Source organism: Methylomonas methanica, from assembly GCF_001644035.1.
In the GTDB taxonomy this organism is placed as follows: Bacteria; Pseudomonadota; Gammaproteobacteria; order Methylococcales; family Methylomonadaceae; genus Methylomonas; species Methylomonas methanica_A.
Window position 1 is genome coordinate 96,891 of record NZ_LUUG01000052.1, and the last position, 26,595, is coordinate 123,485.

Consider the following 26,595-nt stretch of genomic DNA (forward strand, 5'->3'; position numbering starts at 1 on the left):
TTATCGGGCTGGTGTTAACTCGCCCGATATTTTCAGTGCCTACTTGTCGGTACGTTTGTAGTTTACACGACGGTTGTAAGCGCGGCCTTCATCGGTTTCGTTGGTATCAACCGGTTGAGATTCGCCATAACCGGCTGTCGATAGGCGTTTGCCATCCACGCCCAGTTTAACCAATTCGTTTTTAACGGCATTGGCTCTACGTTGCGACAATTTTTCGTTGTACGCATCGGTACCGTAGCTGTCGGTATGGCCTTGAATTTCGACAGTCAAGCCTGGATTGAGCTTCATCACCTCCACCGCGTTTTGGATCAGCGGGTCGTATTTGGACTTGACCTTGTCGCTGTCGAAATCGAACAGTACGCCATGGAACGCCCAGCAACCGTCTTTATCGACGATAGCACCTTTAGGGGTGTCAGGGCATTTGTCCACACAGTTGCTTACGCCATCTTTGTCGTCATCTTGTGTTGAACAATCTGCCGCTTTTGGTGTACCCGCTTTCAGGAACACGTTTTTAACAAAATCGCTCATGCCTTTCGGACTGGAAATGGCGTCCGCCGTGGTTGAGAATCCGCAACCCGATGCATTAGCCAAATCTTGCAGCACCGTTTGACCTAAAGCATCTTCGTCATTGCCAACCCAAACTGTATAAATGCACAGCTTGTCGCCATATTGGGTTTTGAGAGCTTCGGCAGTCGGGATTGGCGAGACTTCTTCGATACCGTCACTGAAAACGAGTAAGGCAATATTTCCGGGAGCGCTGCTTATATCTTTACCCGAATCGCTTAGCGCAGTGGCCAATGGTGTGCCGCCACTAGAGCATTGCAGAGAAGTGATGGCACTTTCGAAACCGGCTTGGGAGTAATTTTGCACGGCTTGGTTGAGATAAGTTGAGCCCCAAGATAGACATGGGCCAAAACCAAAGCTGCGTAAGCCTGATGTCAGCGGCATCACCGGAATGGATTTGTTAAACTTGTTGAGCAGGTTTTTTTCGACATCAAGTTTAGTGCCACTGTAATCGGTAGAATTGACATAGGTACGGCTCATTGATGACGATGAATCATTTACCACGAAAAAGCTGTTGGTTTTTTGTACCAGTTTTCCGGACTTAACCAGTGCATTAAGGTCTTCCGGCTGGAAGGCCTGGAAATTATTGCTCGATTGCGTCGCGCAACCGGAAAGCAGCGCTCCGGCCAAAGTTGCCGTGAATAAAAGGTTTCTTTTCATGTTTTAATTCTCCAGGTTGTTATTCTGCATCTACAAGACCTAGCGTACCGCCTTGGTGTCTTAAGTCTAACATCAATCCCTTATTTTGAAATAGTGCGTTCATCTTATTCAGACGCCGTGAAATAATGCCGCTTTGTTTTTAATCCGTAGGTTTCCTTGGAGAATGTAATGGGAAAAATTTTAATTTTCTGTGCGATTTTTTTACTCGCTAGTGCGGTAAGGGCTGACAGCGTGAAAGAAATGGCTGATCAGGGTAACGCGCAGGCGCAAGCCAAATTGGCGTCGTTGTATTTACTTGGTCGAGAGGGTTTTGAGAAGGATGAGCATAAGGCCGCGGAGTGGATGGAAAAAGCGGCGAACCAAGGTTTGCTGGATGCTCAGGTAGTCATGGGGGCGATGTACGATAGAGGTATGGGTGTCATCAGCGATAGAGACAAGGCTACCGATTGGTATGAAAAAGCCGCTAAGCAAGGGCATGCCACTTCGCTGGCCATACTAGGCAGAAACGACGCAGCTAAGGGCAGCGTGCAATTTAACTATCAGGCGATGCGTTTAAGCGCATCGCGCTCCATTCCCGGCGAATACGCCAAGAAATTTTTAACCACTAAGTAATTAGAGATGAGTATTAGAACCCGCTTTGCCCCAAGTCCCACTGGTTATTTACATGTCGGCGGTGCTAGAACCGCTTTGTTTTCGTGGTTGTATGCGCGTAAACATGGCGGCAAATTTATTTTGCGAATCGAGGACACCGACCTTGAGCGCTCCAGTCAGGAATCTGTGAATGCAATTCTGGAAGGCATGACTTGGTTGGGTCTGGAATATGATGAGGGGCCGTTTTACCAGACCCATCGCTTTGATCGTTACAAAGAAGTAATTCAGCAACTGCTGGCTCAGGGCGATGCTTACTATTGTTATTGCAGTCGCGAAGAGTTGGAGGTTTTGCGCGAGCAGCAGATGGCTAACAAGGAAAAGCCGCGTTACAACGGCAAATGCCGGCATGGCGTTGAAAATCCGCAAGGCGAGCGGGTGGTGCGCTTTAAGAATCCGGAGCAGGGTGAAGTTATCATCGATGACCTAGTCAAAGGCCGTATCGTCGTTGCCAATAAGGAGTTGGATGATCTGATTATTGCCCGTTCCGACGGCACCCCAACCTATAATCTGACGGTGGTAGTCGATGACATGGATATGGGGGTTACCCATGTGATACGCGGTGACGATCATGTCAATAACACGCCTAGGCAGATCAATATTCTGAAAGCCTTGGGTGCGCAATTGCCGGTGTATGCACATGTGCCGATGATTTTAGGGTCGGACGGGGCGCGCTTGTCCAAACGCCACGGCGCCGTTAGTGTAATGCAGTATCGTAACGACGGCTATCTACCCGAAGCCTTGTTGAACTATCTGGTGCGCTTGGGTTGGTCGCACGGTGATCAGGAATTGTTTTCCTTGGAAGAGATGGTGGCGTTGTTCGAGTTGGAAAAAGTCAATGTTTCCGCTTCCACGTTCAATACCGAGAAGTTGTTGTGGTTGAATCATCAATACATCATGAATAGCGATCCGGCGCATGTTGCCAGGCATTTGGCGTGGCATATGGGGGGGCGCGGTATCGATCCGACAACTGGTCCGGTCTTGGCTGATGTCGTTAAAGCGCAGCGCGAACGTTGCAAAACCCTGGTGGATATGGCAGCCGAAAGCGAATACTTTTATAAAGAATTCGACGGTTACGAAGAAAAAGCCGCTAAGAAGAATTTCAAAGCGGGCGTGGACGATGTATTGCAGCATTTACTGATTCAATTTAGCGCTATCGGCGATTGGGAAGCGTCAGGTCTGCATCAAGTGGTATTGGATAGTGCCGAACAATTGCAGCTTAATCTGGGTAAAGTCGCGCAACCCCTGCGCGTAGCGGTTTGCGGTAGCGGCGTATCGCCGGCTATTGATGTGACTTTAGCACTACTCGGCAGAGAGAAAACCTTGAACAGAATAGAACGAGCCATCGGATACATAAAGAATGTAGAAAATTCCTAGACAAAGTTCTGAATATCCGTATAATACGAGGACTCAACTACGGGGCCATAGCTCAGCTGGGAGAGCGCTTGCATGGCATGCAAGAGGTCAGGAGTTCGATCCTCCTTGGCTCCACCAAAATAGTTGATTTAGTCCTGAGTCCCCATCGTCTAGTGGCCTAGGACACCGCCCTTTCACGGCGGTAACCGGGGTTCGAACCCCCGTGGGGACGCCAATTTGGCTAAAGTCGGTTAAGCCGACAATTCGTATTAAAGAAGTCAATCTGCAAATAGTCCTGAGTCCCCATCGTCTAGTGGCCTAGGACACCGCCCTTTCACGGCGGTAACCGGGGTTCGAACCCCCGTGGGGACGCCATCAATTCTTAATTTATAGCTCGCTGCAGCACCAATAATATGCTGCTGGGTTTGCTATTTTGTCTGTTTCAAATGCATATTTTAAGTGGAATCGCTATTTCTATAGGATGTAGCGATTACTATTTTTCTGTGCTGATCTAGCAAAGCTAAAAGGTAAACCTAAATCGTTGGTTTAGGTTTACCTTTATGGCGACTAGAAAGATCTGCTTCGCAAATCAATTTGAGCTATACGTGTATTTATCCGAACCATTAGGTGGACGGATGGCCGGCTTCAATCATTACTTTTAGTTTCGAGCCCGGCTTGATGTCCGCTTTGTTTTTGGGGACGTTATTCCATTTGCGAAGCTCGGTGACGTTGACATTAAATTTCTTCGAAATCTGTGCCAATGTGTCGCCGGCTTTGACCGTGTAGCTGATTTGCTTGATAGACGGCGCGGTTGATGCAACGGTTATACTGCTGCTGGTTTTCTTGATAGTCAGTTTTTGACCCGGTTTCAGCGCCGCTTTTTTGGGTAATTTATTCCAACTCACAATATCGTCTTTATCAACGGAAAAACGTTGCGAGACATCCCATAAGGTATCGCCTTTCTTAACCGTATATTGCTGTTTGCTTGATTGAGCAGGGGTTGGTGTGGTTTGTTGAGACACCGAGGCAACAGCCGGTGTTGTCGGTTCGCCTTTTTGCGAATGAAAAGAAACCGGGATTAACAGGATAGTGCCTTGGGCAACCGTATCGTCGTCAAGATGATTTACATTGATAATCTCTTCGACACTGGTGCTGTGCTTGCTGGCTATGCTTTTCAGAGTCTCTTTCTTGCTCACCGTATGGTGTTCCCACTTGATTCTTTCTTGGTGCGGCAATTCAGCCAGTTTTTCTTTAAAAGAATCGGCTTTGCTTACTGGAATCAGCAGATGTTGTGCGCCGTTCGGATCAGTACTCCAGCGGTTATAGCCGGGATTGAGCTTTAAGAAGTCATCCAGCGGGGTTTGTGCCATTTCGGCGGCTTTACCCAAGTCAAGCTGGGATTTGACATCGACCAATTCAAAATAAGGCTGGTTGGCGAATTGATGCAGATTGACGTTATATTTTTCTGGATTGGCGAAAATTTTGGCGATTGCCAGCAGTCTGGGGACATAAGCCGAGGTCTCGTTATTCAAGTCCAGGGACCAGAAGTCGGTAGGCTGTCCACGCTCGACATTTCTGTCTACGGCGTTTTTGATATTGCCTTTGCCGGCGTTATATGAGGCGAGTGCCAGTAACCAGTCGTTGTTGAAAGTCTCGCTCAGTTCTTTCAGGAACGTAGTGGCTGCCTGAGTCGATTGCACGACATCGCGCCGGGCGTCATACCAGCTGTTCTGTTTTAACCCGTAAAGACGCCCGGTAGGCGGAATGAACTGCCAAAGACCGGATGCTTGAGCAGGCGACATCGCGTCAGGTCTAAAAGCGCTCTCAACCGCAGGTAACAGTGCCAGTTCTCCGGGGATGTTTTTGGCTTCGATTTCGTTGAGGATGAAATATAAATAGGGCTCGGCGCGTTGTTGTACTCTGGTGAGATACTCAGGGTTTCTAAGATACCAGTTTACTTCGCGGTCGATTCTGGCATTATCGATTTCCGGCAAGGCATAAAGAGACAGCATCCTATCCCAGATGGTGGCGTGCTCTTTTGATTCTACCTGCTTGTTGTGGATTTTTCCGGTATTGCCATTGCGGGTAAACACGGAAAACTTGCTAGTTGATGATTGGCTTAGATGGTCTTTTTGCGCATGTTGGCTACAACCGGTTGCTAGCAAAATAGGCAGTAGATAAGACAGATGACGGCCTGATTTTTTGGAAATTGAGCGGGGCATTGTCTGAACTCGCTAAAATAAAAAAATTAGATCCTAGCATGGCTTTCTAAAATAGCCAAAAAAACATACCCTTAGCGGCGGTTAAATGAAGAGACAATTTCTATTTGCGTTGTACCAAACCCCAAGAGGTAAGCTACTGCAAACCATGGAAGCCAACTATCTGCGCAGATCGATAACGGTGAGTTGCAAACAACAACAACTCCAGATAGGTGGTTTAGGCTGGGAAAATGAGTTTGTCGATTTTTCCTTGTATCGGAATTATCTAATTCTGGACGGCAAGGCCATGGGTGATGCTGGTGCGTTGAAAGTGACCGCTAAAGCCTTTAATTTGCCTATCCAAACTGAATCGATGGATTTAGTCATACTCCCGCATATTTTGGAGTTCGATGCGCGTCGGTTTCAAACCTTGCGCGAAGTTAACCGCGTATTAAAGCCGGGCGGCGAATTGGTCATGTTGAATTTCAACCCGTTTAGTATGTCGGTACGTTTCCAGTTTCTATGGGATAGAAAGCTTGCGGAATCATGGCGGGCGCATTTCATTACTAAGGCGCGGGTTTTGGATTGGTTGAAGTTGATGAATTTCGAATTGCTAACGACTGCCGAGTTTGGATTAGACAGTTACACCATTGCTCACGGTAAATTCGAATTTAGCTTTGCGTCTTTGTTTGCTATGGCTTACGGCATTAAAGCGGTGAAGAGGCAATATACATTGATTCCTTTGACCGCGACGCAGCAACACCGAAGCAATTTGGCTGCGGTTGGATTAGGTTTGAAATCGAATTTACATAGATAGGTTGATCATGACTGACGTTATTGTTTACACAGATGGTGCATGCAAGGGCAATCCTGGGCCCGGAGGTTGGGGAGTGCGCTTGGAATATCGAGATAAAGAAAAAGAGCTGTGCGGCGGTGAGCATGAAACGACTAACAACCGGATGGAGTTGTTAGCTGCAATACAAGCTTTAGACACTTTAACTAGGCCTTGCAGCGTCAAATTGCACACCGACTCTAAATATGTTTTGCAAGGGATCACCGAATGGATGACTAACTGGAAAATGCGGGCATGGAAAACAGCGGCAAATAAGCCAGTGAAAAACGAAGATTTATGGCGACGATTGGATGCGGCGATCCAGCGTCACAACATCGATTGGATATGGGTGAAAGGACATGCCGGAGATTTAGGTAACGAGCGTGCTGATCAGCTGGCCAATCTAGGAATCGAGCAATTGTCTCGCCGTTAAACCACTTAAAATCAGGGAAACACATGTTAGGTTCGATAGCAGCCGCATTAGTCGGCATCTGGTTTTACAACACTGCGGCACGATCAGGTCGTCCGGCTGTTTCATGGGCGGTCTCGGGTGTGGTGGTCTATTTTTTGGCGGCGCTGCTCTGGACATTAGCGGTTACGCCCGGTGTCAAAGATGCTGCAAGTCATAGCCAAAGCGGTGCACTGATCTTTATCGTTCGCTATGCGTATATTGGTTTTGGTGTGTTGGTAGCGGTTCTTCTAAACGGCTGGTTGAATAAATCCGCCGACTCTCAATAGATCGCCAGTGCTAAATTGGTCGGTCTATATCATTCAGTGTGATGACGGCAGCTTATATACCGGTATTAGTACCGATGTTGAGCGACGTTTTCAACAACACAGTGCAGGACGTGGTGCCAAATATTTTAGAGCTAGGCGACCGTTAAAGGTGATTTATGCGGAAGTTGGTCACACTCGCGCCAGTGCTAGTCAAAGGGAGTCTGCGATAAAAAAGCTGTCCCGAGTTCAAAAAGCAGAGTTGATTGATCGTGAGAATTGTGAAAAAGATCTTGTGGTATAGCTTTACGCCAAACTATTTCGTTTAACCTGCTCGATCAGTGAGAATTCTAGGACTCATCCCACGCTATAAGTTCATCTTCCCAGTTGAAAAGTTGCTGTCTTGCTATGTAGAAATTGGTTTTCAAAAATGATATAGATTCTCATTAAGATTAAATGTACTATACCCCCATCTTTTACAAGATTTTACATTTCGCAAAATATCGTCAATGTTTAGGGGTGAAGTAATGTTTGAAAAAAAATCACTTGTTGGGGCAATATCGCTTGCGTGTCTTTCGATGGGGGCTGCTTCCGTGAACGCAGCGGAAAAAGCTGAAGAAGACATTTTGGACGTTGTAAGTGTGTTAGGTGATCCTTCGGATGTTAAAGATTTGCCCGCTTCGGCTACGTATATAAAAACCGAGGACATTCGTGATCAAAGTTACAGCGATATAAACCGCATTTTACGTAAAGCCCCTGGTGTGAATATTCGAGAAGAAGACGGTTTCGGCTTGTTCCCCAATATTAGCTTTCGCGGGGTTGATACTACGCGCAGCGCTAAGATCACGGTTATGGAGGACGGGATAATGATAGCGCCCGCTCCTTACTCTGCTCCAGCAGCGTATTTCAATCCGGCTGGTGGGCGTATGAGTGGAGTAGAGGTTTTGAAAGGCGGTAGCCAAATCAAATACGGCCCCCATATTACCGGTGGCGTTATGAACTACCTTTCGACGCCAATTCCAGCCAATGGTAGGGCCTATTTAAAAACCATTTATGGTAGTTACGGTGAGTTCCGCTCACACGGTTTTGTCGGGGATACCTTGGATACTTCGCATGGTAAAGTTGGCTACTTGCTGGAGGGTTTTTATCGGGGATCCGACGGTTTTAAAACTATAGACAGCACACCCGACTTCAAAAATGGTGATCAAACAGGCTTCCAGCAAGTTGAACCTATGTTGCGTATGTCTTGGGAACCGAATACTGCGATGTACCAAAAACTAGAAGTCAAATTTGGCTATTCAAGCATGGATGCCGACGAAACCTATTTAGGTCTGACTGAGGAAGATTTTCGGAACAGTCCTTACCGGCGCTACGCTGCTTCGCGGTTCGACAATATCGATACGACGCAAATTGGTGGTTTTGCACGCTATTTGATTGCGCCGACCGATAATCTGGATATCGTCACCACAGCCTATTATCGTGAGTTTGATCGTAACTGGAGCAAGCTGGACGGCGAACAATGGTCTCGTGCATTGGCAGGGAATAACATGAATGATCTCGCATGTCTCAAAGGCACTAGAGCTTGCAGTTTCAACGTGAGAGACAACAATCGTAGTTATTACTCGGCAGGCGTGGAAACAGCGGCAATTTACCGCTTCAATCTAGGCCCCACTCATCACGAGTTAAACGGAGGTTTCCGCTATCATGAAGATGCCGAAACACGGTTTCAACACGATACAACCTATACCCAGAATGCGAGTGGCGCGATAACCAATCGGGTGGTTGGTGCACCGGGTAGTCAAGACGACCGGACCGGATTTACTCAAGCCTATGCATTCTTCTTGAAAGATAGAATTGAACTGGGGAAGTTTGGGTTCACGCCGGGTTTACGCTACGAGCATTTGAATCAAGTGTATGAGGATCGTAGGCCCGCTTCGAGACGATTGGCGAGTTCCGGGCTGGATATCTATGCGGGTGGCGGCAGTGTCGATTATCGGTTCAACGATGACATTATGGTATTTGCCGGTGCTCATCGAGGGTTTTCGCCGCCAAATCCTGAAAGCGCGATAGTCAACAACTACGGTGAGGAAACTAGTGATGCTTACGAACTGGGCGGACGGTATACGCATGGTGCATTTAATGCCGAGCTGACGGGGTTTTACACGCAGTTTAACAATTTGTTGGTAGTCAACAATATCGGCGGCGGTGGTGGGCCCGCAGAGAACTTTGGCAGCGTCGACAGCCGTGGCGTTGAGTTGGCGATGAATTTCGACGCCGGTGAGGCATTCGCGTGGGGCTTTCGCAACCCGTATTTCTTGGCTTTCACTTATACCAATGCGGAGCAAACCAGCAACGCTCGATCCAGTAACTCCGAGTCGATATTCAGCTACGGACGAAAAGGTAATAAAGTACCCTACATCCCGGAATATACGCTCAATTTTGGCAGCGGCTTGCATTTCCAAAGCTGGGGGATGGAGGTGTCAGCCAATTACGTCAGCGAAACGTTTACCAGTGCAAATAATACCGAGCAGCAATTGGATGGAAACACCCCAGTTGCGAGAAAAGACTCCCGTTTTGGTGTCACTGACGAATACGTGATAATGGATGTGTCGGCCTATTATAAAGTTGCGAAAGGTATAAAAATCTTAGGTGGAGTGCAAAATGCCTCCAATGAAGAGTACGTCGTCTCCCGTCAACCGTATGGTCCACGTCCAGGGATGCCACTATTCGCTTATGGCGGCTTCGAATTGGATTTCGATATTTAATTGCTGTCGGAGCCCTCGTTCTCGAGGGCGTAGCGCTTTTTCACTGAAATTACACGGTAAATCCGTATTGTTTGCCAGTAGCCTAAGAACCTCTCTTTGCGCTTTCTCTTTCCTCCTTGTAACATTCCCGGTCATTCAGCGCATTCGGGGGATTCATGAACAAACATTTACAACAAGTTAGAGATTTTCACCGGAAATTCGCTATCAAGCAGCCCGGCGACGGCGAGATTGGACATTTGTCCGATATGGATATTGTGATGCGCCAAGCCTTATTGCTGGATTGCGGTAGCGAGACATTTAAAGCTATTGCCAGCGGGGACCTAATCAAAATTTTGGCCGGCTTGGTGGATTTATCCTTTAATGCATTAGCCGCGATCGCGTGCAGGGGCGACGAGGTGGTAAGTGTGTCCGCCAACTGGCGGCAAGACGGTTCGGTACTTTCAGTGATGCGAGTGCTGTCCGAGAAAATCAACCTGTGTACATCGGGCGAGACCGTACATTATTCGGGCTTGTATGCGATCTGCGCGCATTTATCCCAGCGTTTTGTGAATGCCGATTTCGACGAAGCTTTTCAAATCGTGCATCAACATCTGATGAGCGGCCGGGGCGATGCCGAACGTTTGGATTTAAGCCCGGCGCTATTCGAATAACGGCGGCTTGAATATGGCAGAACAACGCTACACGCTCGGTTTCGTCGGTATAGGCCTGATGGGGCAGCCGCTAACGTTGCGTCTCTTAGCGGCGGGCTTTCAGGTCAATGTCTGGAATCGCACTGCCGCCAAGTTGGATGTGGTTGGTGATGCGGGTGCTAAGGTCTGCGGCAGTGTCGGCGAATTGGTAAAAGCTTCCGATGTAGTGATTTTGTGCCTGGCCGACACCATGGCTGTTGAAGCGGTGGTGACGGAACAAATTATCGCCAACGGCGCTGCCGATAAATTGTTAATTGATTTGTCCAGTATTCACCCAGAAGCCACTCGGCGCATGGCAGCTGCATTACAGACTGCTTGCGGCATGCGCTGGGTCGATGCGCCGGTATCTGGAGGCACGGCCGGGGCAGAGCAGGGGAGTTTGGCGATCATGGCTGGCGGTGCCGAACCGGATATTGCAATTGCTAGGGAAGTATTGCGACCGCTGTATAGCCGTTTGACGCATATGGGCACAGTCGGTAGCGGTCAGGCCACTAAAATCTGCAATCAGATGATTGTCAGCTGCAATGTGCTAGTGATCGCGGAAATGATGGCGCTGGCAAAAGCGGCCGGCGTCGATGCCGCAAAAATTCCCGAAGCGCTGGCCGGCGGCTTCGCCGATTCCAAACCACTACAAATTGTTGGGCCGGAAATGGCCGATAAGCGTTTCGAACCGGTGAAGTGGCGCGTGAAAACCTTACTAAAAGATTTAAATATGGCTGTCGATTTAGCCGGCAAACAGGGTAGTGCGATACCTATGTCGGGCTTAGCTGCGCAACTAATGCAATTGCACGGCAGCGGCGGATTTTTGGAGCAAGATCCCTCGACGCTGATCAAACTGTACGCCCAAGACTAATGCTGCGCTTTACCGCCAATCTGAGTTTATTGTTTACCGAACTGCCGTTGTCTGAACGGTTTCAGGCCGCGAAACAGCACGGTTTCGATGCGGTGGAAATTCAGTTTCCCTACTCGCTGCCAGCCGAACAAATCCGCGATCTATTGGATCAACAGGATTTGCAGTTGGTATTGTTCAATGTCGATGCCGATACTTTGCTGCAAGGTGGCGAGGGTTTGGCGGCGGTTCCGGAAAAACGCGATCAATTTAAAGCGGCCGTGGAGCAGGCGCTGGCTTATGCCGAACGATTAAAACCCAGCGTTATTAACGTGTTACCGGGTCGCTGCTTGGACCCGCAGCGCTTGGGCGAATATCAAACTACCTTGTGTGAGAATCTGGCTTATGCCGCAGCGGTTTTCGCCGAGTTGGGTATTAAAACCGTATTCGAAGCTGTCAATAGCTATGACATGCCTGGCTTTATCGTCGACACCAGCCAAAAGATGCAGGATGCGCTAAAGCAAATCGATCATCCAAACTTATTCATGCAATACGATATTTATCACATGAGCCGGATGGGTGAAGATTGCGCCGGATTTTTGCACCAACATCTGGATAAGATTGGTCATATTCAATTTGCCGACTGCCCAGGCCGCCGCCAGCCGGGCACGGGCGCCGTGGATTTCGATAACCTGTTCAATATTATCGCGACGTCGGACTATCAGGGCTGGGTGGGTGCCGAGTACCGGCCGACGGCTGATACCGCCGCCAGTTTGGCTTGGTTGAAAACCTACGCGGTAAAATAATCGGGCGGTATAATTGCCTAGCCTTACTCACCTGTTGATTGCCATGTCCAAACATAATTTCACGATACATCACGCCAGTTTGATCGTCTCCGATACCGAGCAATCGCTGCTTTTTTACCGCGATGTGTTGGGAATGGAGCAAACCGAACGGCCGAATCTGCCGTTTCCCGGCGCCTGGTTGCAAATCGGCGCGCAGCAGATTCATTTGCTGGAATTGGATAATCCCGACCCCACCACTGGCAGGCCGGCGCATGGTGGTCGTGATCGGCATGTGGCTATGCATATCGATTCGGTTGACGCTTTGCGCGAAGATTTGGAGCGGACCGGTACGGCGTATACGCTAAGTATTTCCGGACGTAAGGCGCTGTTTTGCCGGGATCGCGACGGCAATGCGCTGGAGTTTATCGAGCGTCCCTGATACCCATGTTCGGACGGCTTTTCTATGGCGGATTACTGATAGGCAGCCTAGCGATGCTGCTGTTTGTTCTGGGGTTTGTCTGTTTGCAGTTTGGCTTGGCCTTATTGATGGGTTTGTTTTATTTGTTAGCCAGTAAGGTGATGTTGCTGGCTTTGGCTTTGTTAGCTTTGCTTGGTGTAATGACGTTATTCACGGCGGTTTGCCGCGAGCTGCGCGGGTATTTCAGTCGAGAATCTTCGGCGTTGCGGCAACTATTGTCTTTGCAGATTCGCCGGCAAGATGTGGAGCGGCTAAAGTTTGCTAAATGCCGGCAGTTAAGCTATTTGACCAGATTCAAGCGGCAACGCCTGCTTGCCGCCGATAACCGAAAACAGGCCAGAGAATTATCGGATGCAATTGATCATGAATTGCAGGCGGCGAAGTCGCAATTGCCGACTTCCCGATATAAAGATCTGCGCAAAGCCTTGCGCAAGTATCGTAAACAAGCCGATTCCGCGGCGATGCTGGCTTTACGCCGACAGCTCCATGTCGCCGATTAGTCGCTGGTTGGCCGAGGTGCTGGCGTTTTTGCGGCGCAGTCGCGACGACAATCTGCAATGGCATTTATCCAGGCACGAAGATGTCGCCGATTTGCGGCAAGCCAAGGCGCTGGCGGAACAGGCCTTGGTCGCGCAACTAAAAAAACAGTCACAACTACTGGCCCATGAGCTGGCCGTCAATAAAGCCCGCAACAGCAACCAGCTGGCGATGGTGAAAACCCAATGCAAGCAGGATTTGAAAGACTATCAGCAATATTTGCAATCGCTGGATAAATTGAAGGAGTCTTTGCGCAGCAGTTACGCGCATCTGCCGGAAGCCTTGGCGTTCACGATCCATCATCACGCCAAACAATTGTTGAATCGAATGTGGGATGCGCAAGAACCGCAGGAAAAATTGAAGATCGAAATGCAGCTATTGCAGTTTATGACAGCGGTGCATGAAGATAGTCAGGCTTCCTTGCAAGGTGAAGGTAACGAGGCTTTGCCGCAACGGGCCTTGGCATTTATTGATGCCGACTTGGCGGACTAGATAGGCTGGAAATAGCCTTCGATGTCTCTGACCATTTTCTTATTCAGCGCAAACATCACTACGTGGTCGCCTTCCGCGAATACGGTGTCGTGATGCACCGGGATTACTTCTTTTTCGCGAATCAGCGCGCCCAATATCACACCGTCCGGTAAATTGACCTGGTCTACCCGCAAGCCAACTACTGAACTGGAGTTCTTGCTGCGGTGAGCAATCGCTTCGATCGCTTCCGCACTGCCGCCGCACACCGAGCTGACGCCGACCACGTCGCCTTTGCGCACGTGTTTGAGGATGCCGCCCAAGGTTTCCAGTTTCGGTTGAATCGCCAGATCGATTTCGGTGCCGTCCAGTAATTTTAGGTAGGAATTATTGTTGATCAGGCAGATAGCCTTTTTGGCGCCGAGCTTTTTGGCCAGACCGGCGGAAATCAGGTTGATGCCGTCGTTATTGGTAATCGCGCAGAACAAGTCAATGTCTTCGATCATTTCCTCTTGCAATAGCGATTCGTCGGTACAGTCGCCATGCAGAATTAAGGTGTTGCGCAAATCGTTGGAGATCTCTCGAGCGCGCTCGATGTCTTGCTCGATGACTTTGACGTGATAATTTTTTTCCAAAGCAATTGCCAGCCGCTTGCCGACATGGCCGCCGCCGGCCAGCATAATGGTTTTGATCGGCGATTCCAGCTTGTGCAAATCCACCAGGGTTTTACGGACCTTGTCGCGGGGGCAGACGAAGAACACCTCGTCGCCGGTGGCGATCACCGCTTCACCGTTTACCGCGATGGCTTTGCCGTCGCGGAAAATCGCCGCGACCCGAATCATGCTGTCGGCCAGTTTTTCTTTCACGGCGTGGATGCGTTTACCGGTCAGAAAGCCGGTCGGTACCACGCGAATTGAAAACAGCCTGACCAAGCCGTCGGCAAACTCGGACACATGTAGCGCACCGGGATATTTGATCAGATTGTGGATGGATTCGGTGACGACCTGCTCAGGGCTGATGACGATATCGATACCGCCCGGCGCAAATAATTCCGGATGGTTTAGAAAGTCGATGGCGCGCACCCTGGCGATGGTTTTGGGTTTGCTATACAGGGTGTTAATTACCTGACAGGCCAGCATATTGGTCTCGTCGCGGTCGGTAACGGCAATCACCATATCGGCGTCCTGAATGCCGGCTTGTTCCAGGACACTGGGATGGGCAGCGTTACCTTCGACGGTGGCTATATCCAGGCGGCCTTTCAATGCGGTGAGCAAGTGGGCATTTTTATCGATAACGACAATATCGTTTTCTTCACTGGCCAATGCGCCGGCAACCGAAGAGCCGGTAACACCGGCACCGAGAATCACTATTTTCATAAATTGTCAAAGCCGGAGGAATGATGTCGAATGCTTGCCGCCGCAAGGGCCGAAGCCGGCGAATTATACGCTGATCGCTTGGCTTGTCCATGTTCGAGCTATCCCAAATTTGCTGCGATGGAAATCGCGGAATTGTGGAGCTAGACTGTGGCTGTGAAGCAAAAATCGCTTTTCATATGGCCGATAGCCGCATTTAAATAGCCGATTTACAAAAACCGGCTGGTTAATGGTACTAGGTTATCGGGCTTGTTTTCTGGTCACAGCTGCCCCATACCGTTTATAATCGCAAACTTTGGTTCACTCTCACTCTGGAAATATCATGCTGGGTAAGCTGGTTAAATTGGTAGTTGGCAGCCGCAACGACAGGCTAGTCAAGAAGAAACGCAAGCTAGTCAAGAAAGTAAATGTTCTGGCCGCCGAATACGAAAAATTATCCGATGCGGCGTTACAAGCCAAAACACAGGAATTTCGCGACCGCCTTGCCCAAGGCGAAAACCTAGACAATTTACTCCCAGAAGCCTTCGCCGCCGTGCGGGAAGCCTCGACCCGCGTATTTGGCATGCGTCATTTCGACGTGCAGTTGATCGGCGGTATGGTCTTGCATAGCGGCAAGATTGCCGAGATGAAAACCGGTGAGGGTAAAACCCTGATGGCCACTCTGGCCGCCTATTTGAATGCCTTGCCCGGTAAAGGCGTGCATGTCGTTACCGTTAACGACTACTTGGCCCGCCGCGACGCGGAATGGATGGGCAAGCTCTACGGTTTCCTGGGTTTGACCACCGGCGTCATTGTCAGCGATCTGAATCACGAACAACGGCAAGCGGCTTACGCCGCCGATATTACCTACGGCACCAACAACGAATTTGGTTTCGATTATCTACGCGACAATATGGCCTTCAGCCTGGAACAAAAAGTTCAGCGCGATCTGAATTTTGCCATCGTCGACGAAGTAGACTCGATTTTGATCGACGAAGCCAGAACGCCGTTGATCATCTCCGGTCAGGCGGAGGGCAGTACCGATATTTACCTGAAGACCAATCAAATCATCCCTTACCTGACCAAGCAGGAAAAAGCCGACGATCCGGAAAAGCAGGATCAAATGCCCGGCGATTATGCAGTCGACGAAAAATCCCGGCAGATCCATTTGACCGAAGCCGGTTACGAGCACGTGGAACGCTTGTTGGCGGAGCACGGTTTGATAGCCGACGGTTCCACATTGTACGAAGCCGCCAATATCCGCTTGATGCACTATCTGAACGCGTCATTGCGGGCGCATGTGCTGTTCCAGAAGGATGTGGATTATGTCGTGAAAGACGGTCAAGTCATCATCGTCGACGAGTTTACCGGCCGGATGATGAGTGGTCGGCGCTGGTCCGAGGGTTTGCATCAAGCGATGGAAGCCAAGGAAAACGTGACCATTCAAAACGAAAACCAAACGCTGGCTTCCATTACCTTCCAGAATTATTTCCGTCTGTACAGCAAGTTGTCCGGTATGACGGGTACTGCGGACACCGAAGCGTTTGAATTGAATAAAATCTACGGCCTGGAAGTAGTGGTGATCCCTACCCACAGACCAATGATTCGTAAAGACAAAGGCGATTTGGTTTATCTGTCGGCGCGGGAAAAATACAACGCCGTGATCGAAGACATCAAAGATTGCGTGCAGCGCGGCCAGCCGGTGTTGGTCGGTACTACCTCGATAGAGAACTCAGAGCTGATCTCCGGCATGCTGCAAAAGCAAAACATCCGCCATGAAGTCTTGAATGCCAAGCAGCATGAGCGCGAGGCGCACATTATCGAAAATGCCGGTATGCCGGGCGCTGTAACCATTGCCACCAACATGGCCGGTCGCGGTACCGACATCGTGCTGGGCGGTAATCTGAATGCCGAACTAGAGGCCTTGGGCCCGGATGCCAGCGAAGCCGATAAAGAGCGTGTGCGCGCCGCCTGGTTGGAAAGGCACGAAAAAGTGTTGGCCAGCGGCGGTCTGCATGTCATCGGTTCAGAACGTCACGAGTCGCGGCGGATCGACAACCAGTTGCGCGGCCGTTCCGGTCGGCAGGGCGACCCCGGCTCCACACGGTTTTATTTGTCTCTGGAAGACGACTTGATGCGGATTTTCGCCTCAGAGCGGGTGGCTAGTTTGATGCAAAAACTGGGTATGGAAGAAGGTGAGGCCATCGAGCATCCTTGGGTGACCCGTTCCATCGAAAGCGCGCAACGCAAAGTAGAGAATCGTAACTTCGATATTCGGAAAGAAATTCTGGCCTACGACGACGTTGCCAACGATCAACGTAAGGTTATTTACGCGCAGCGCAATGAATTGATGGCTGCCGAAGATATCAACGACATTATCAACGCAATTCGTGCCGACGTGCTGAACGATGTGATCACCGAATACATCCCGCCGAAAACCATGGAAGAACAGTGGGACGTGCGCGGCTTGGAAAATCATTTGCAGCAAGAATTTAATCTGCAAATGCCGCTGGTGGAAATGTTGGGCAACGACCGTACGCTCAACGAACCGAAATTGCGCCAATTAATTATCGAAAAAGCCGAGCAAGAAAGTCGTGCCCGCGAAGAGGCGGTAGGTGTTCAAGTATTGCGCCATTTCGAGAAATCGGTGATGTTGCAAGTGCTGGATAATAGCTGGAAAGAACATTTGGCGGCGATGGACCAACTACGCCAAGGTATTCACTTTAGAGGCTATGCGCAAAAAGATCCCAAGCAGGAGTACAAGCGCGAGTCGTTCCAAATGTTTACCGGCCTGTTGACGCATATCAAACAGGAAGTGGTAGGCATACTGGCCAAGGTGCAAGTGGCGCGTGAAGAAGATGTGCAGGCGATCGACGAACAACGTCAGGCGCCGCTGGAAATGCACTACGAGCACGCGGAAGCGCATTCGATTTTTGAAGAGGAGCCTGCGGCGCAAGCTGCCCAGTCCGACTCGGACCCGGAGAGTGTGGAGCAGCCTTTTGTCAGACTCGGCAGTAAAGTGGGCCGTAACGACCCATGCCCCTGCGGTTCCGGTAAAAAGTACAAGCAATGCCACGGCAAATTAAACTGATATTAAACCGCGACGCCTTATACCGGGCGTCGCGGGTGCCCGACAAATCGATTTAGAGGGCCTTTCTGCATCGCTTTCAGCCTTGCAAAATCAAGCGGCCCACTGCTTTTAATTTTCACTGTCCTCAAGGGTAAGAACTATGCCGCATAGAGTCTTTCATAAAAGTAACCCCGCCGCCGATATTACCAAGCTCCCTAAGTTGGGCATGGATAAAAAGCATTTCATAGCCGATTTCAAACACTATTACAGTCATCGGCTCGGACGCGATCAAAATTGCCGTTCCCCGCATTACGCCTACGAAGCCTTATCTTTGGCGATTAGCGACCGTTTAGTCGAACGCTGGAAGAAAACCTATAACGTCTATCGAGACTCCGATTGTAAAAAAGCCTTCTATCTGTCTATGGAGTTTTTGATGGGGCGTTCGCTGAGCAACGCGATGTTGAATCTCGGTGTTGACGATAACGTGACGCAAGCTCTGTATGATTTGGGTTTGGAAGCCGAGGAACTCATCGAAAGCGAACCGGATGCCGGTTTAGGCAATGGCGGTCTGGGACGCTTGGCCGCGTGTTTCATCGACAGTTGCGCTACGTTGCAGCTGCCGGTCACCGGCTACGGTTTGCGTTACGAATACGGGATGTTTTCTCAACAAATCGTCAACGGCGAGCAGGTCGAAAAGCCGGATCATTGGTTACGGATGGGCAACGTCTGGGAAATCGAGCGGCCGGAATACATGCACCGCATCAAATTCGGCGGCCACACGCAAACGCACATCGACGAAAAAGGCAATAAGCGCACCAGTTGGCTGGATACCCATGACGTGATTGCCATGCCTTACGACACGCCGGTGCCGGGGTATAAAAACGGCACCGTCAACACCTTGCGCTTGTGGAAAGCCATCGCCACGGAAGAATTCAATTTACAGGAATTCAATGCCGGCGATTACGCCGAAGCGGTGGCCGAGAAAAACACCGCCGAAAACATCACGATGGTGTTGTATCCCAACGACGCCAACGAAAACGGCAAAGCCTTGCGTCTGCAACAGCAATATCTGTTGGCGTCCGCCAGTTTGCAAGACGTGATCGCCAATTGGGTGGGTCGCCACGGTAATAATTTCAGTAAGTTTGCCGAGAAAAACTGCTTCCAGCTCAACGATACCCATCCCAGCATCGCAGTGGCCGAATTGATGCGCTTGCTGATGGATATTCACGGTTTACCTTGGAAAGACGCCTGGAACATTACACGGCAAACGATGGCCTACACCAACCATACCTTGTTGCCCGAGGCCTTGGAAAAATGGTCGGTCAATCTGATGCAGCATTTGCTGCCGCGCTTGATGGAAATTATTTTTGAAATCAACGCGCACTTCATGGCGGAAGTGTCGGCGCGTTGGCCTGGCGACAATCCGCGCATGGCTCGGATGTCGATTATCGAAGAAGGTCATCAAAAGCAGGTGCGGATGGCATTTTTGGCCATCGTCGGTAGCTTTTCCGTCAACGGTGTCGCCGAACTGCATTCCAGACTGTTGCAAGAAGGATTGTTTAGAGACTTTTACGAACTCTGGCCGCAAAAGTTTAATAACAAAACCAATGGTGTGACGCCCAGACGTTGGTTGGCGGGCTGTAATCCGGAATTGGCCGAGTTTATTACCTCGACTATCGGTGATGGCTGGGTTACCGATCTATCTCAACTGTCCAAATTGGCGCCTTATGCCGAGGATGCCGCGTTCAGACAAAAATGGTACGACTTAAATCGCGCCAGTAAACAACGCCTGGTCGATTACAAAAAAGAAGAGCACGATATTGAAATCAATGTCGATGCCTTGTTCGATGTGCAGGTCAAACGTATCCACGAATACAAACGGCAGATTTTGAATGTGCTGCATGTGATCCATCTTTATGACCGTATCAAACGCGGCGATACGCAAAACTGGGTAGATCGTTGCGTCTTGATCGGTGGTAAGGCGGCCCCCGGCTATGTGATGGCGAAAAAAATCATCAAGCTGATTAACAATGTCGGCAGCGTCATCAATGAAGATCCGGAAGTAGGCAATAAGCTGCGCTTGGTGTTTATGCCCAATTACTGCGTGTCTGCGATGGAGAAAATCTGTCCGGGTGCGGATTTGTCCGAACAAATTTCGACTGCCGGTAAGGAAGCGTCCGGCACCGGTAACATGAAATTTATGATGAACGGCGCGCTGACCATCGGTACCTTGGACGGCGCCAACATCGAAATTCGCGAAGAGGTCGGTGCCGACAATTTCTTCCTGTTCGGTTTGACCGAAACGGAAGTGGAAGCGTTGCGGCCGCATTACGATCCGCAATGGTTCATCAATCAGGACAGCGATTTACAAGGTGTGATGCGCTTGTTGGAATGCGGGCATTTCAATCAATTCGAGCCGGGGATATTCGATGACATCATTGCCTCGATCAAAAGCCCGCATGATCCCTGGATGACTATCGCCGATTTCCGCAGTTATCTGGAAGCGCAAAAACGCGTAGAGCAAACTTGGCGCGATCAAGAGCGCTGGACGAAAATGAGTATTCTGAATACGGCAGCCAGCGGCAAGTTTTCTACCGACAGAACCATTAGCGAATACAACCGCGAGATTTGGAAACTGTCGCCGGTGGACGTGGAAAAATACTGAAGCAATGCTCGATATTGTCTTGTTCGAGCCGGAAATACCGGCCAATACCGGCAATATAATCCGTTTATGCGCTAACACCGGTGCGCATCTGCATTTAATCCAGCCCTTGGGGTTTGATTTGGACGACAAACGTCTGCGTCGCGCCGGGCTGGATTATCATGAATGGGTGAACATCCGCCAGTACGGTTCCTTGCATGATTACGTCGAAAAAGCTAAGCCCCAGCGTTTATTTGCGTTAACCACCAAAGGCCACACCGGATACAGCGAGGTGCATTATAAAGCGGGAGATGCCTTGTTATTCGGTCCGGAAACCCGCGGCTTGCCGGCCACATTTTTGAGTCAACATCCGGCCGAGCTGCAACTGTACTTGCCGATGCGTAAGGAAAGCCGCAGCCTCAATCTGTCTAATACCGTGGCTATAGTGCTGTACGAAGCCTGGAAGCAATTGAGCTTTGTGGATGCGGTTCGTTGAATCGTCACTAAAGCAACGTGCAGGTTTTCAGCGCCCGCAGCAACGTTTGAATTTCTTGCCGCTGCCGCACGGACAAGGCGCATTCTTGCCGGTATCCGAGCTTAACGCGACTTTGCCCGCGGCTTTGATGACGCCGTCCAGATAGCGCCAACGGGAATCTGATTTAACGAACCGACTGATTTCGTGCATGAAATAGTCTTCACCGTCCTGCCGGTAAAAAGCCTTAAACTCGACAATGCCCTTGCTGTCTTGGGCGCTGCCTTTTTTAGTGCTGACTATCGTCAGTTTTTGCCATTGCGCGGTTTCCTTGGAAAAGTCGATAGTCATCGGCCGTTTGCCGGCATCCCAGGTATCCAATAAGTAATCCACGTCGCGCCGGGCATACGCGCTAAAACGCGAGCGCATCAATGCTTCCGCTGTTGACGGGTAGTATTTGCCGCCGTGATAGCGGCCGCAGCAATCCGCATAATCTAGGCCGGAGCCGCATAAACAAGTTTCTAGGTGGTCGGTGATTGTCTTCATAGCGGCAGATTTTACCGAAGTAGATAAGCCAAAAGCCAATCTTCGCCGGTATCATGACGGGGCACGTCCGCTGAGTAACCGGGCCGATACATGATTGGTTGCCGGGCTTGCTATGCTAAATCTCAATACGTTGGCGTTTTACGATGAGCGCATTTTCAGGAGGCCGGATTGAAAGTCGCATTAAACACACAAATTTTTCTGGGTGCCGTATTCGGCGTCGCGCTGGGAATGGGGTTCGCCAAGCTGGGACCGGATGCCGCCGTTAGCAAACAAGGTATCTACTTTTGCAGTCTCTTGAGTAATTTATTCATGGATTTGTTGAAAATGGTGTTGGTGCCTCTGGTGTTTACCTCAATTGCCGTTGGGGTGGCTAATTTGCGCATGCACGGTCAACTACATCGAGTCTGGGTGTCTACTTTAGGTTTTTTTGTTGTCTCCATGGCTTTGGCTATCATGCTGGGCGTGGCGGCCGCTAATCTGTTCGAGCCGGGAAAAGGTTTGAATCTGGACTTGTTCAACAACGCCAGTCCCAACTTTGCCGCTAAACAAATGAGCTTTGAGCAATTTGTAGCCAGCTTCCTGCATGGTTTGTTCGTTAACCCGTTTGCGGCGCTGGCGCAGGCCAATATTCTGGCAATCGTGATGTTTGCGTTGTTGTTGGGTATTGCCTTGGTGGTGGGCGGGGATCGTTACCGCAATATCTTGCTGCTGTTGCAGGAAGGCTTGGAGTTGATGCTGCGATTGGTCGGCTGGATTATGCGGCTGGCGCCTTTCGGCATCATGGCTTTGCTGGCGCAGTTGCTGGCGACGCAAAATCTGGCCTTGTTAAGCAGTTTGGCTGAATTTGTTGCGGTGGTCATCGGCACTACCTTGCTGCACGGCTTGGTAGTATTGCCACTGTTGTTAGTGTTAATTGCCAAGGTTTCGCCGTTGAAGTTTTTCCTCGGCGCCAGAGAAGCTCTAATCACTGCATTTGCCACCAGCTCCAGCTCGGCGACTTTGCCGGTCACCTTGCGTTGTGTTGAACAACATTTGCACGTCAAGCCCGGTATTGCCGGTTTCGTGGTGCCGCTGGGTGCGACCGTTAATATGGATGGCACCGCGCTCTACGAAGCAGCTGCTGCGCTATTTGTCGCCAATTTAGCGGGTATTGAGCTGGATTTGGCTCAACAATTGATCGTATGTTTTACCACGATGATCGCTGCCATGGGCGCACCGGGTATCCCCAGCGCCGGCATGGTGACCATGATGATGGTATTGCAGTCGGTAGGTTTGCCGACCGAAGCTATTGCGATATTGTTACCCATAGATCGCTTGCTGGATACCGTGCGGACTATGGTCAATGTCGAGGGCGATATGGTGGGCAGTTTGGTGGTACAGCGTCTGAGCGAACGCTGATTGATCGGCAACACGTTTGCTCATGAATGAATTACCCGATTACGGCCGCTTTGCTTGGCTTTATACAAGGCGGTATCGGCCCGGACGATAAAGGTTTCCGGATTGTCGCCAGCTTGTAATTTGGCGACGCCGATTGACAAGGTGATTTTACCCAGCGATTGGTTATCGTTTTTGCGCTGTAAGCGGCTGGCTTCCATTGCGTTGCGAATATTTTCGGATATTTCTACAGCCTTTTCGTGGCTGGTGTTGGGCATGATAATCGCCAGTTCCTCGCCGCCGTAACGCGCGACATGGTGATGATCTTCAGCGTGTTTCTTCATTAAAGACGCCACATATTTAATGACATTGTCGCCGATGGTGTGGCCGTAAGTGTCGTTAATGCGTTTGAAATGGTCTATGTCCAGCATCGACAGGCACGCGGTATCGGGTTCGGATTGTTCGATGATTTCGGCCAAGGTCATGTCGAATGCGCGCCGATTCAATAAGCCTGTTAAACCGTCGGTGGTGGCGATTTGTCTGGCTTGAGCCAGCTCGGTGCGCAATTGCTCCATTTCCTGGTTGGCTTCGGTCAGCTTGGCTTGCATGGCCTGACTGGTCATTGCCAGCGATTTGGTTTCCTGAATGATTTCCTGCAAGATGGTTTTCAAGCCGCCGGACGCGGAGAAATTCTCCAAGATCACCGATTTTTTCTGAAAGCTGTCATTGGTTTCTTCGGCTTTGTTATAGGTTTCGTTGATCGCGCTGGTGGCTTGTTCGATAACTTTGTGCAATTGCCGGTTGATTTGCTCGAAAGATTCCAAAGACGCATTACAAATGTGTGATTTGTAAAGCTCCACGCTGTTGTCATAATCGAAGGCCTTGTTTTCTGAGAGCAAGGAGTCTACTGCTTTGTTTAGGGTCGGGTTGCCGCCGGCTACATAGTCGTACCAAATGGCGTAATTGATTGGGTTGGCTGCAACGTTATGACGCACCAGCAAGGGCAGAATTTGTTTTAGATGGCCGGCGTTAACGCTCGGCGAGAAATCGTAAATCGGTATGTAAGTGGTGCCTTTACTCATCTGGTTTCTATCGATAAACGTATAACGGTTTAAGTATTGCTCGCGCCGGGAGTATTAGCCCTGTCACTGCTTTTGATTGTTCCATATCGCTGCGCTTGGTATAGCACTTAGTAGAACTAACTTGTACGCACCTTGCCAAATTTTGCTTGAAACATAACGGGCTATCCAGGCTTTCATTTTGCGTAGTCATATACTTACATAAAAGTAACTTAAAACCGGGATTTTTCAATATATCCGGAAAATAAGCTTTGGCCGACAGCGTTTGCGGTTTGCGCGCAGTTGCCGGTTTTGCGGGGTGAGTTTTTGAGCCTAAGTTTTTTATAGAAATAATTTGCTTGTAGTGGCTGTTTCTCTGATCGCTCTCCGGAGAATATAAGCCCGTGGCAAATGCAAGTGTGGCACGAATATAAGCACAGCAAAACTAACAAAACATTTTGCAGAAGCTCGCATTTTGGATAGAATGCGCGGCCTTTAGTCGGGTGCTTAGCTCAGCTGGGAGAGCATCGCCCTTACAAGGCGAGGGTCGGGGGTTCGAACCCCTCAGCACCCACCAGACTATTGGTGTTTAAACTAAAATCCCCCATCATTCTATTCAATAATCCTTAGGCAAACGCGCCGCCAGTTCGTCCCAACGAATCACGATTTCCGGCAAAATGCCGACTTGAGTTTCGCCTTCCAATTGATAAATTTGCGGTTTGCCGAACTCTCCGTCTGCCAAGCTGTATATCGTTAACACCCGATCAACCGGATGAACCAGCCAATATTCGCGTACCCCGTGGCGCTCGTAGAGCTGGCGTTTTTTGATTTGGTCATGACCGGCGGTGGAGGGCGATAATACTTCGACTACCCAATCCGGCGCCCCGCGTACGCCACGTTTATCCAGTTTATTGCCATCGCATACTACCAATACGTCGGGCTGCACGACCGTATCGACAGATTCGTCGGCTTCCTGAGCTTTGGGTAAACGTACATCGACCGGTGCGATAAACGCCCGGCAAGGTTTGCCCTGCAGCGCTTGCCGAGTTTGGAAATAAATTTCCCCCGCCACATCCTGATGCGGTAAATCCGGCGCGGGTGCCATCAAATAAGCGTCGCCGTCTATCAATTCGTAACGCACATCGTCCGGCCAGTTTAGATAGTCGCCGTAAGTGTGGGATTCCCGATCTTTCAATGCCAAAGCCATTGTCTTAACTCCTGATTTGCCTTGTTGCTAGAGCGCGTAAGGTGATTTTGCCCTTTTTCACAGACATCTCACTAAGCGACATGTTTAAACTCAAAAGCTTCAGGGAACACATAGCCCAATTTCGAATGAAGCTGTTCCGGATTGTAATACACTTCGATGTAGTCAAAGAGGTGTTGTTCGGCATTCGTAGGGGTTAGAAAACATTCATCATGGATCGCCTCGACTCCTAAGCTGTGGTTCCAGCTTTCCATGGCAGTATTGTCCGTACAAATAACAATCATCTTGCTAATCCTGCAAAGCAGCTGTTGTTTGCCCAGCAGATTTTGATAAGCCACCGAACACTACTGACTCGATCCGAATTTTCAATAACGTCCTTGGGAAAATGACGACAGCATAACGGCATCATTAAAGTATCGCAGACGAGCGTTGCGGTCACCTATTCTGCAACGGCCCAACCAATCATCCGGTGTGAGGTGGCTTCTACTGGAAACAAAGGCCTGTGCTTGCGTCGGCGTTATGAGTCTTTGAGTCTGAAAAGCTACGATCATGCCTCCATGATTCCAACTTTTGCGTCTCCAGGCTCATCTCCCGTTGGGAATACGTCGCCTCGCCTCGCCTCGCCTAGGCTCATGTGGCTTTGGAAAAGGCTACTGATTGCACTAAGTCCAAGAAACTTATACAATAGTCAGCTGAACATTAGGAGAGATGGCCGAGCGGTCGAAGGCGCACGCCTGGAAAGTGTGTATACGGCAACGTATCGAGGGTTCGAATCCCTCTTTCTCCGCCAATTAAGCATCCACCAAGATGCAAAGAAGACTAAAAACCCGCAAGTTATCTGGCTTAGCGGGTTTTTTATTGTCCAATGAGATACAACAAGGACTATTGACATACCGTCATTCAAGACGGTACAAATGACGGTATATCGCCAAGCTTGGAAGGAGATACCGTCATACCGCCATAAAAAACTCTAAACCCACCGAGAAGCCTTACAAAATACCCGACGAAAGAGGCATGTACTTATTGGTCAATCCCAATGGTGGCAAATATTTCCGCTTGGATTACCGCTTTACAGGCAAGCGAAAAACGCTGGCTCTTGGTGTCTATCCAGACACAAGCCTAAAACAAGCCAGAGACAGACGAGATACCGCCAAAAAACAAATCGCTGACGGTATCGACCCCGGCATAACCCGCAAGATTGAAAAAGCCGGCAGTACCGAAAACACCCTGGCCGCCGTTGCTAAAGAATTTATGGAAGCCAACCGGAAGAAATGGAGCGCCAGCCACTTTGCTCACTTAGAGCAATGTTTCGAGCGTGATGTTTTTCCATGGCTTGGGAGTTATAACTAAATCTG

General features: G+C 49.8%; 25 protein-coding genes and 5 tRNA genes. 23 read left to right on the top strand and 7 right to left on the bottom strand.

Annotated features, from left to right (window positions below; translation table 11 throughout):
- Positions 1 to 39: 39 nt before the first annotated feature.
- Positions 40 to 1,224: an OmpA family protein gene (locus A1332_RS06360; RefSeq protein WP_064007712.1), complete on the bottom strand. Its 1,185-nt coding sequence runs from the start codon at positions 1,222 to 1,224 to the stop codon at positions 40 to 42.
- Positions 1,225 to 1,392: 168 nt separating this feature from the next.
- Here A1332_RS06360 and A1332_RS06365 point away from each other — a divergent pair, with 168 nt between their 5' ends.
- From A1332_RS06365 to A1332_RS06385, 5 genes are all read left to right on the top strand, one after another.
- Positions 1,393 to 1,836, top strand: a complete 444-nt coding sequence (locus A1332_RS06365) for a tetratricopeptide repeat protein (protein WP_064007713.1) — start codon at positions 1,393 to 1,395, stop codon at positions 1,834 to 1,836.
- A 6-nt stretch (positions 1,837 to 1,842) separates the two neighbouring features.
- On the top strand, positions 1,843 to 3,249 hold the full coding sequence (gene gltX, locus A1332_RS06370) for a glutamate--tRNA ligase (protein ID WP_064007714.1): 1,407 nt from the start codon (positions 1,843 to 1,845) through the stop codon (positions 3,247 to 3,249).
- Positions 3,250 to 3,290: 41 nt separating this feature from the next.
- Positions 3,291 to 3,366: transfer RNA gene (locus tag A1332_RS06375), tRNA-Ala, on the top strand.
- Between the two features lie 21 nt (positions 3,367 to 3,387).
- Positions 3,388 to 3,463: transfer RNA gene (locus tag A1332_RS06380), tRNA-Glu, on the top strand.
- A 64-nt stretch (positions 3,464 to 3,527) separates the two neighbouring features.
- Positions 3,528 to 3,603 (top strand) — tRNA-Glu (locus tag A1332_RS06385).
- A 248-nt stretch (positions 3,604 to 3,851) separates the two neighbouring features.
- Here the strand turns inward: A1332_RS06385 and A1332_RS06390 are convergent.
- Entirely contained in the window at positions 3,852 to 5,450 is a 1,599-nt protein-coding gene (locus tag A1332_RS06390; RefSeq protein ID WP_064007715.1) for a LysM peptidoglycan-binding domain-containing protein, read from the bottom strand.
- A gap of 85 nt (positions 5,451 to 5,535) precedes the next feature.
- Between A1332_RS06390 and A1332_RS06395 the strand changes: the two genes are divergently transcribed.
- The 11 genes from A1332_RS06395 to A1332_RS06440 all read left to right on the top strand — a co-directional run bounded on the left by A1332_RS06395 (position 5,536) and on the right by A1332_RS06440 (position 13,547).
- Positions 5,536 to 6,243 (top strand): class I SAM-dependent methyltransferase, encoded by a 708-nt coding sequence (locus tag A1332_RS06395; RefSeq protein ID WP_064007716.1) that lies wholly within the window; start codon positions 5,536 to 5,538, stop codon positions 6,241 to 6,243.
- 7 nt (positions 6,244 to 6,250) lie between these two features.
- On the top strand, positions 6,251 to 6,691 hold the full coding sequence (rnhA, locus tag A1332_RS06400) for a ribonuclease HI (protein WP_064007717.1): 441 nt from the start codon (positions 6,251 to 6,253) through the stop codon (positions 6,689 to 6,691).
- 23 nt (positions 6,692 to 6,714) lie between these two features.
- Positions 6,715 to 6,996, top strand: a complete 282-nt coding sequence (locus tag A1332_RS06405) for a hypothetical protein (RefSeq protein WP_064007718.1) — start codon at positions 6,715 to 6,717, stop codon at positions 6,994 to 6,996.
- Between the two features lie 7 nt (positions 6,997 to 7,003).
- The gene (locus A1332_RS24670; RefSeq protein ID WP_082879566.1) at positions 7,004 to 7,276 is read left to right on the top strand and encodes a GIY-YIG nuclease family protein; all 273 of its coding nucleotides are present in this window, start codon (positions 7,004 to 7,006) and stop codon (positions 7,274 to 7,276) included.
- A gap of 223 nt (positions 7,277 to 7,499) precedes the next feature.
- Complete coding sequence (locus A1332_RS06410; RefSeq protein ID WP_064007719.1) at positions 7,500 to 9,737, top strand: TonB-dependent receptor family protein; 2,238 nt, start codon at positions 7,500 to 7,502, stop codon at positions 9,735 to 9,737.
- A gap of 155 nt (positions 9,738 to 9,892) precedes the next feature.
- Entirely contained in the window at positions 9,893 to 10,387 is a 495-nt protein-coding gene (locus tag A1332_RS06415; protein WP_064007720.1) for a nucleoside triphosphate pyrophosphohydrolase family protein, read from the top strand.
- 13 nt (positions 10,388 to 10,400) lie between these two features.
- Entirely contained in the window at positions 10,401 to 11,279 is an 879-nt protein-coding gene (locus tag A1332_RS06420; protein ID WP_064007721.1) for an NAD(P)-dependent oxidoreductase, read from the top strand.
- Complete coding sequence (locus A1332_RS06425; RefSeq protein ID WP_064007722.1) at positions 11,279 to 12,061, top strand: hydroxypyruvate isomerase family protein; 783 nt, start codon at positions 11,279 to 11,281, stop codon at positions 12,059 to 12,061. The genes A1332_RS06420 and A1332_RS06425 overlap by 1 nt, the downstream gene beginning before the upstream one ends.
- A 43-nt stretch (positions 12,062 to 12,104) precedes the next feature.
- On the top strand, positions 12,105 to 12,479 hold the full coding sequence (locus A1332_RS06430; protein WP_064007723.1) for a VOC family protein: 375 nt from the start codon (positions 12,105 to 12,107) through the stop codon (positions 12,477 to 12,479).
- A gap of 53 nt (positions 12,480 to 12,532) precedes the next feature.
- Entirely contained in the window at positions 12,533 to 13,018 is a 486-nt protein-coding gene (locus A1332_RS06435; protein WP_064007724.1) for a hypothetical protein, read from the top strand.
- A complete protein-coding gene (locus A1332_RS06440) occupies positions 13,005 to 13,547 on the top strand; it encodes a hypothetical protein (RefSeq protein ID WP_064007725.1) in 543 nt (180 codons plus the stop codon). Before A1332_RS06435 ends, A1332_RS06440 begins: the two co-directional genes overlap by 14 nt.
- Here A1332_RS06440 and trkA read toward each other — a convergent pair.
- The gene (gene trkA / locus A1332_RS06445; RefSeq protein ID WP_064007726.1) at positions 13,544 to 14,899 is read right to left on the bottom strand and encodes a Trk system potassium transporter TrkA; all 1,356 of its coding nucleotides are present in this window, start codon (positions 14,897 to 14,899) and stop codon (positions 13,544 to 13,546) included. The two genes, A1332_RS06440 and trkA, sit on opposite strands and share 4 nt — an antisense overlap.
- 319 nt (positions 14,900 to 15,218) lie before the next feature.
- Between trkA and secA the strand changes: the two genes are divergently transcribed.
- From secA to trmL, 3 genes are all read left to right on the top strand, one after another.
- A complete protein-coding gene (secA, locus tag A1332_RS06450) occupies positions 15,219 to 17,966 on the top strand; it encodes a preprotein translocase subunit SecA (RefSeq protein WP_064007727.1) in 2,748 nt (915 codons plus the stop codon).
- Positions 17,967 to 18,105: 139 nt separating this feature from the next.
- A complete protein-coding gene (locus A1332_RS06455) occupies positions 18,106 to 20,610 on the top strand; it encodes a glycogen/starch/alpha-glucan phosphorylase (RefSeq protein ID WP_064007728.1) in 2,505 nt (834 codons plus the stop codon).
- 4 nt (positions 20,611 to 20,614) lie between these two features.
- Positions 20,615 to 21,082, top strand: coding sequence for a tRNA (uridine(34)/cytosine(34)/5-carboxymethylaminomethyluridine(34)-2'-O)-methyltransferase TrmL (gene trmL / locus A1332_RS06460; RefSeq protein WP_064007729.1), 468 nt, complete (start codon positions 20,615 to 20,617; stop codon positions 21,080 to 21,082).
- A 27-nt stretch (positions 21,083 to 21,109) separates the two neighbouring features.
- On the opposite strand, the gene A1332_RS06465 is transcribed toward trmL, so the two are convergent.
- On the bottom strand, positions 21,110 to 21,604 hold the full coding sequence (locus A1332_RS06465; protein ID WP_064007730.1) for a YchJ family protein: 495 nt from the start codon (positions 21,602 to 21,604) through the stop codon (positions 21,110 to 21,112).
- 168 nt (positions 21,605 to 21,772) lie between these two features.
- Between A1332_RS06465 and A1332_RS06470 the strand changes: the two genes are divergently transcribed.
- Positions 21,773 to 23,002: a dicarboxylate/amino acid:cation symporter gene (locus tag A1332_RS06470; RefSeq protein WP_064007731.1), complete on the top strand. Its 1,230-nt coding sequence runs from the start codon at positions 21,773 to 21,775 to the stop codon at positions 23,000 to 23,002.
- Between the two features lie 20 nt (positions 23,003 to 23,022).
- Here A1332_RS06470 and A1332_RS06475 read toward each other — a convergent pair whose 3' ends face one another.
- Positions 23,023 to 24,060 (bottom strand): GGDEF domain-containing protein, encoded by a 1,038-nt coding sequence (locus tag A1332_RS06475; protein ID WP_064007732.1) that lies wholly within the window; start codon positions 24,058 to 24,060, stop codon positions 23,023 to 23,025.
- Positions 24,061 to 24,537: 477 nt separating this feature from the next.
- On the opposite strand from A1332_RS06475, the gene A1332_RS06480 reads away from it, so the two are divergent.
- Positions 24,538 to 24,613 (top strand) — tRNA-Val (locus tag A1332_RS06480).
- Between the two features lie 39 nt (positions 24,614 to 24,652).
- Here the strand turns inward: A1332_RS06480 and A1332_RS06485 are convergent.
- Together A1332_RS06485 and A1332_RS06490 are read right to left on the bottom strand one after the other, a co-directional pair.
- On the bottom strand, positions 24,653 to 25,243 hold the full coding sequence (locus tag A1332_RS06485; RefSeq protein WP_064007733.1) for a Uma2 family endonuclease: 591 nt from the start codon (positions 25,241 to 25,243) through the stop codon (positions 24,653 to 24,655).
- A gap of 71 nt (positions 25,244 to 25,314) precedes the next feature.
- Positions 25,315 to 25,578 (bottom strand): IS3 family transposase, encoded by a 264-nt coding sequence (locus A1332_RS06490; protein ID WP_157203960.1) that lies wholly within the window; start codon positions 25,576 to 25,578, stop codon positions 25,315 to 25,317.
- 364 nt (positions 25,579 to 25,942) lie between these two features.
- Between A1332_RS06490 and A1332_RS06495 the strand changes: the two genes are divergently transcribed.
- Both A1332_RS06495 and A1332_RS06500 read left to right on the top strand, forming a co-directional pair.
- Positions 25,943 to 26,030 (top strand) — tRNA-Ser (locus tag A1332_RS06495).
- Positions 26,031 to 26,200: 170 nt separating this feature from the next.
- Positions 26,201 to 26,590 (top strand): tyrosine-type recombinase/integrase, encoded by a 390-nt coding sequence (locus tag A1332_RS06500; RefSeq protein ID WP_269454643.1) that lies wholly within the window; start codon positions 26,201 to 26,203, stop codon positions 26,588 to 26,590.
- Positions 26,591 to 26,595: the final 5 nt, after the last annotated feature.

Excerpts from the sequence above, each read along its gene's own strand:
- A1332_RS06390 (WP_064007715.1), bottom strand. The coding sequence starts at position 5,450 with ATGCCCCGCTCAATTTCCAAAAAATCAGGCCGTCATCTGTCTTATCTA.
- A1332_RS06415 (WP_064007720.1), top strand. The coding sequence starts at position 9,893 with ATGAACAAACATTTACAACAAGTTAGAGATTTTCACCGGAAATTCGCT.
- A1332_RS06475 (WP_064007732.1), bottom strand. The coding sequence starts at position 24,060 with ATGAGTAAAGGCACCACTTACATACCGATTTACGATTTCTCGCCGAGC.
- gltX (WP_064007714.1), top strand. The coding sequence starts at position 1,843 with ATGAGTATTAGAACCCGCTTTGCCCCAAGTCCCACTGGTTATTTACAT.
- A1332_RS06395 (WP_064007716.1), top strand. The coding sequence starts at position 5,536 with ATGAAGAGACAATTTCTATTTGCGTTGTACCAAACCCCAAGAGGTAAG.
- A1332_RS06425 (WP_064007722.1), top strand. The coding sequence starts at position 11,279 with ATGCTGCGCTTTACCGCCAATCTGAGTTTATTGTTTACCGAACTGCCG.
- A1332_RS06485 (WP_064007733.1), bottom strand. The coding sequence starts at position 25,243 with ATGGCTTTGGCATTGAAAGATCGGGAATCCCACACTTACGGCGACTAT.
- trkA (WP_064007726.1), bottom strand. The coding sequence starts at position 14,899 with ATGAAAATAGTGATTCTCGGTGCCGGTGTTACCGGCTCTTCGGTTGCC.
- rnhA (WP_064007717.1), top strand. The coding sequence starts at position 6,251 with ATGACTGACGTTATTGTTTACACAGATGGTGCATGCAAGGGCAATCCT.
- trmL (WP_064007729.1), top strand. The coding sequence starts at position 20,615 with ATGCTCGATATTGTCTTGTTCGAGCCGGAAATACCGGCCAATACCGGC.
- A1332_RS06420 (WP_064007721.1), top strand. The coding sequence starts at position 10,401 with ATGGCAGAACAACGCTACACGCTCGGTTTCGTCGGTATAGGCCTGATG.
- A1332_RS06440 (WP_064007725.1), top strand. The coding sequence starts at position 13,005 with ATGTCGCCGATTAGTCGCTGGTTGGCCGAGGTGCTGGCGTTTTTGCGG.
- secA (WP_064007727.1), top strand. The coding sequence starts at position 15,219 with ATGCTGGGTAAGCTGGTTAAATTGGTAGTTGGCAGCCGCAACGACAGG.
- A1332_RS06430 (WP_064007723.1), top strand. The coding sequence starts at position 12,105 with ATGTCCAAACATAATTTCACGATACATCACGCCAGTTTGATCGTCTCC.
- A1332_RS06465 (WP_064007730.1), bottom strand. The coding sequence starts at position 21,604 with ATGAAGACAATCACCGACCACCTAGAAACTTGTTTATGCGGCTCCGGC.
- A1332_RS06365 (WP_064007713.1), top strand. The coding sequence starts at position 1,393 with ATGGGAAAAATTTTAATTTTCTGTGCGATTTTTTTACTCGCTAGTGCG.
- A1332_RS06360 (WP_064007712.1), bottom strand. The coding sequence starts at position 1,224 with ATGAAAAGAAACCTTTTATTCACGGCAACTTTGGCCGGAGCGCTGCTT.
- A1332_RS06455 (WP_064007728.1), top strand. The coding sequence starts at position 18,106 with ATGCCGCATAGAGTCTTTCATAAAAGTAACCCCGCCGCCGATATTACC.
- A1332_RS06405 (WP_064007718.1), top strand. The coding sequence starts at position 6,715 with ATGTTAGGTTCGATAGCAGCCGCATTAGTCGGCATCTGGTTTTACAAC.
- A1332_RS06410 (WP_064007719.1), top strand. The coding sequence starts at position 7,500 with ATGTTTGAAAAAAAATCACTTGTTGGGGCAATATCGCTTGCGTGTCTT.
- A1332_RS06435 (WP_064007724.1), top strand. The coding sequence starts at position 12,533 with ATGCTGCTGTTTGTTCTGGGGTTTGTCTGTTTGCAGTTTGGCTTGGCC.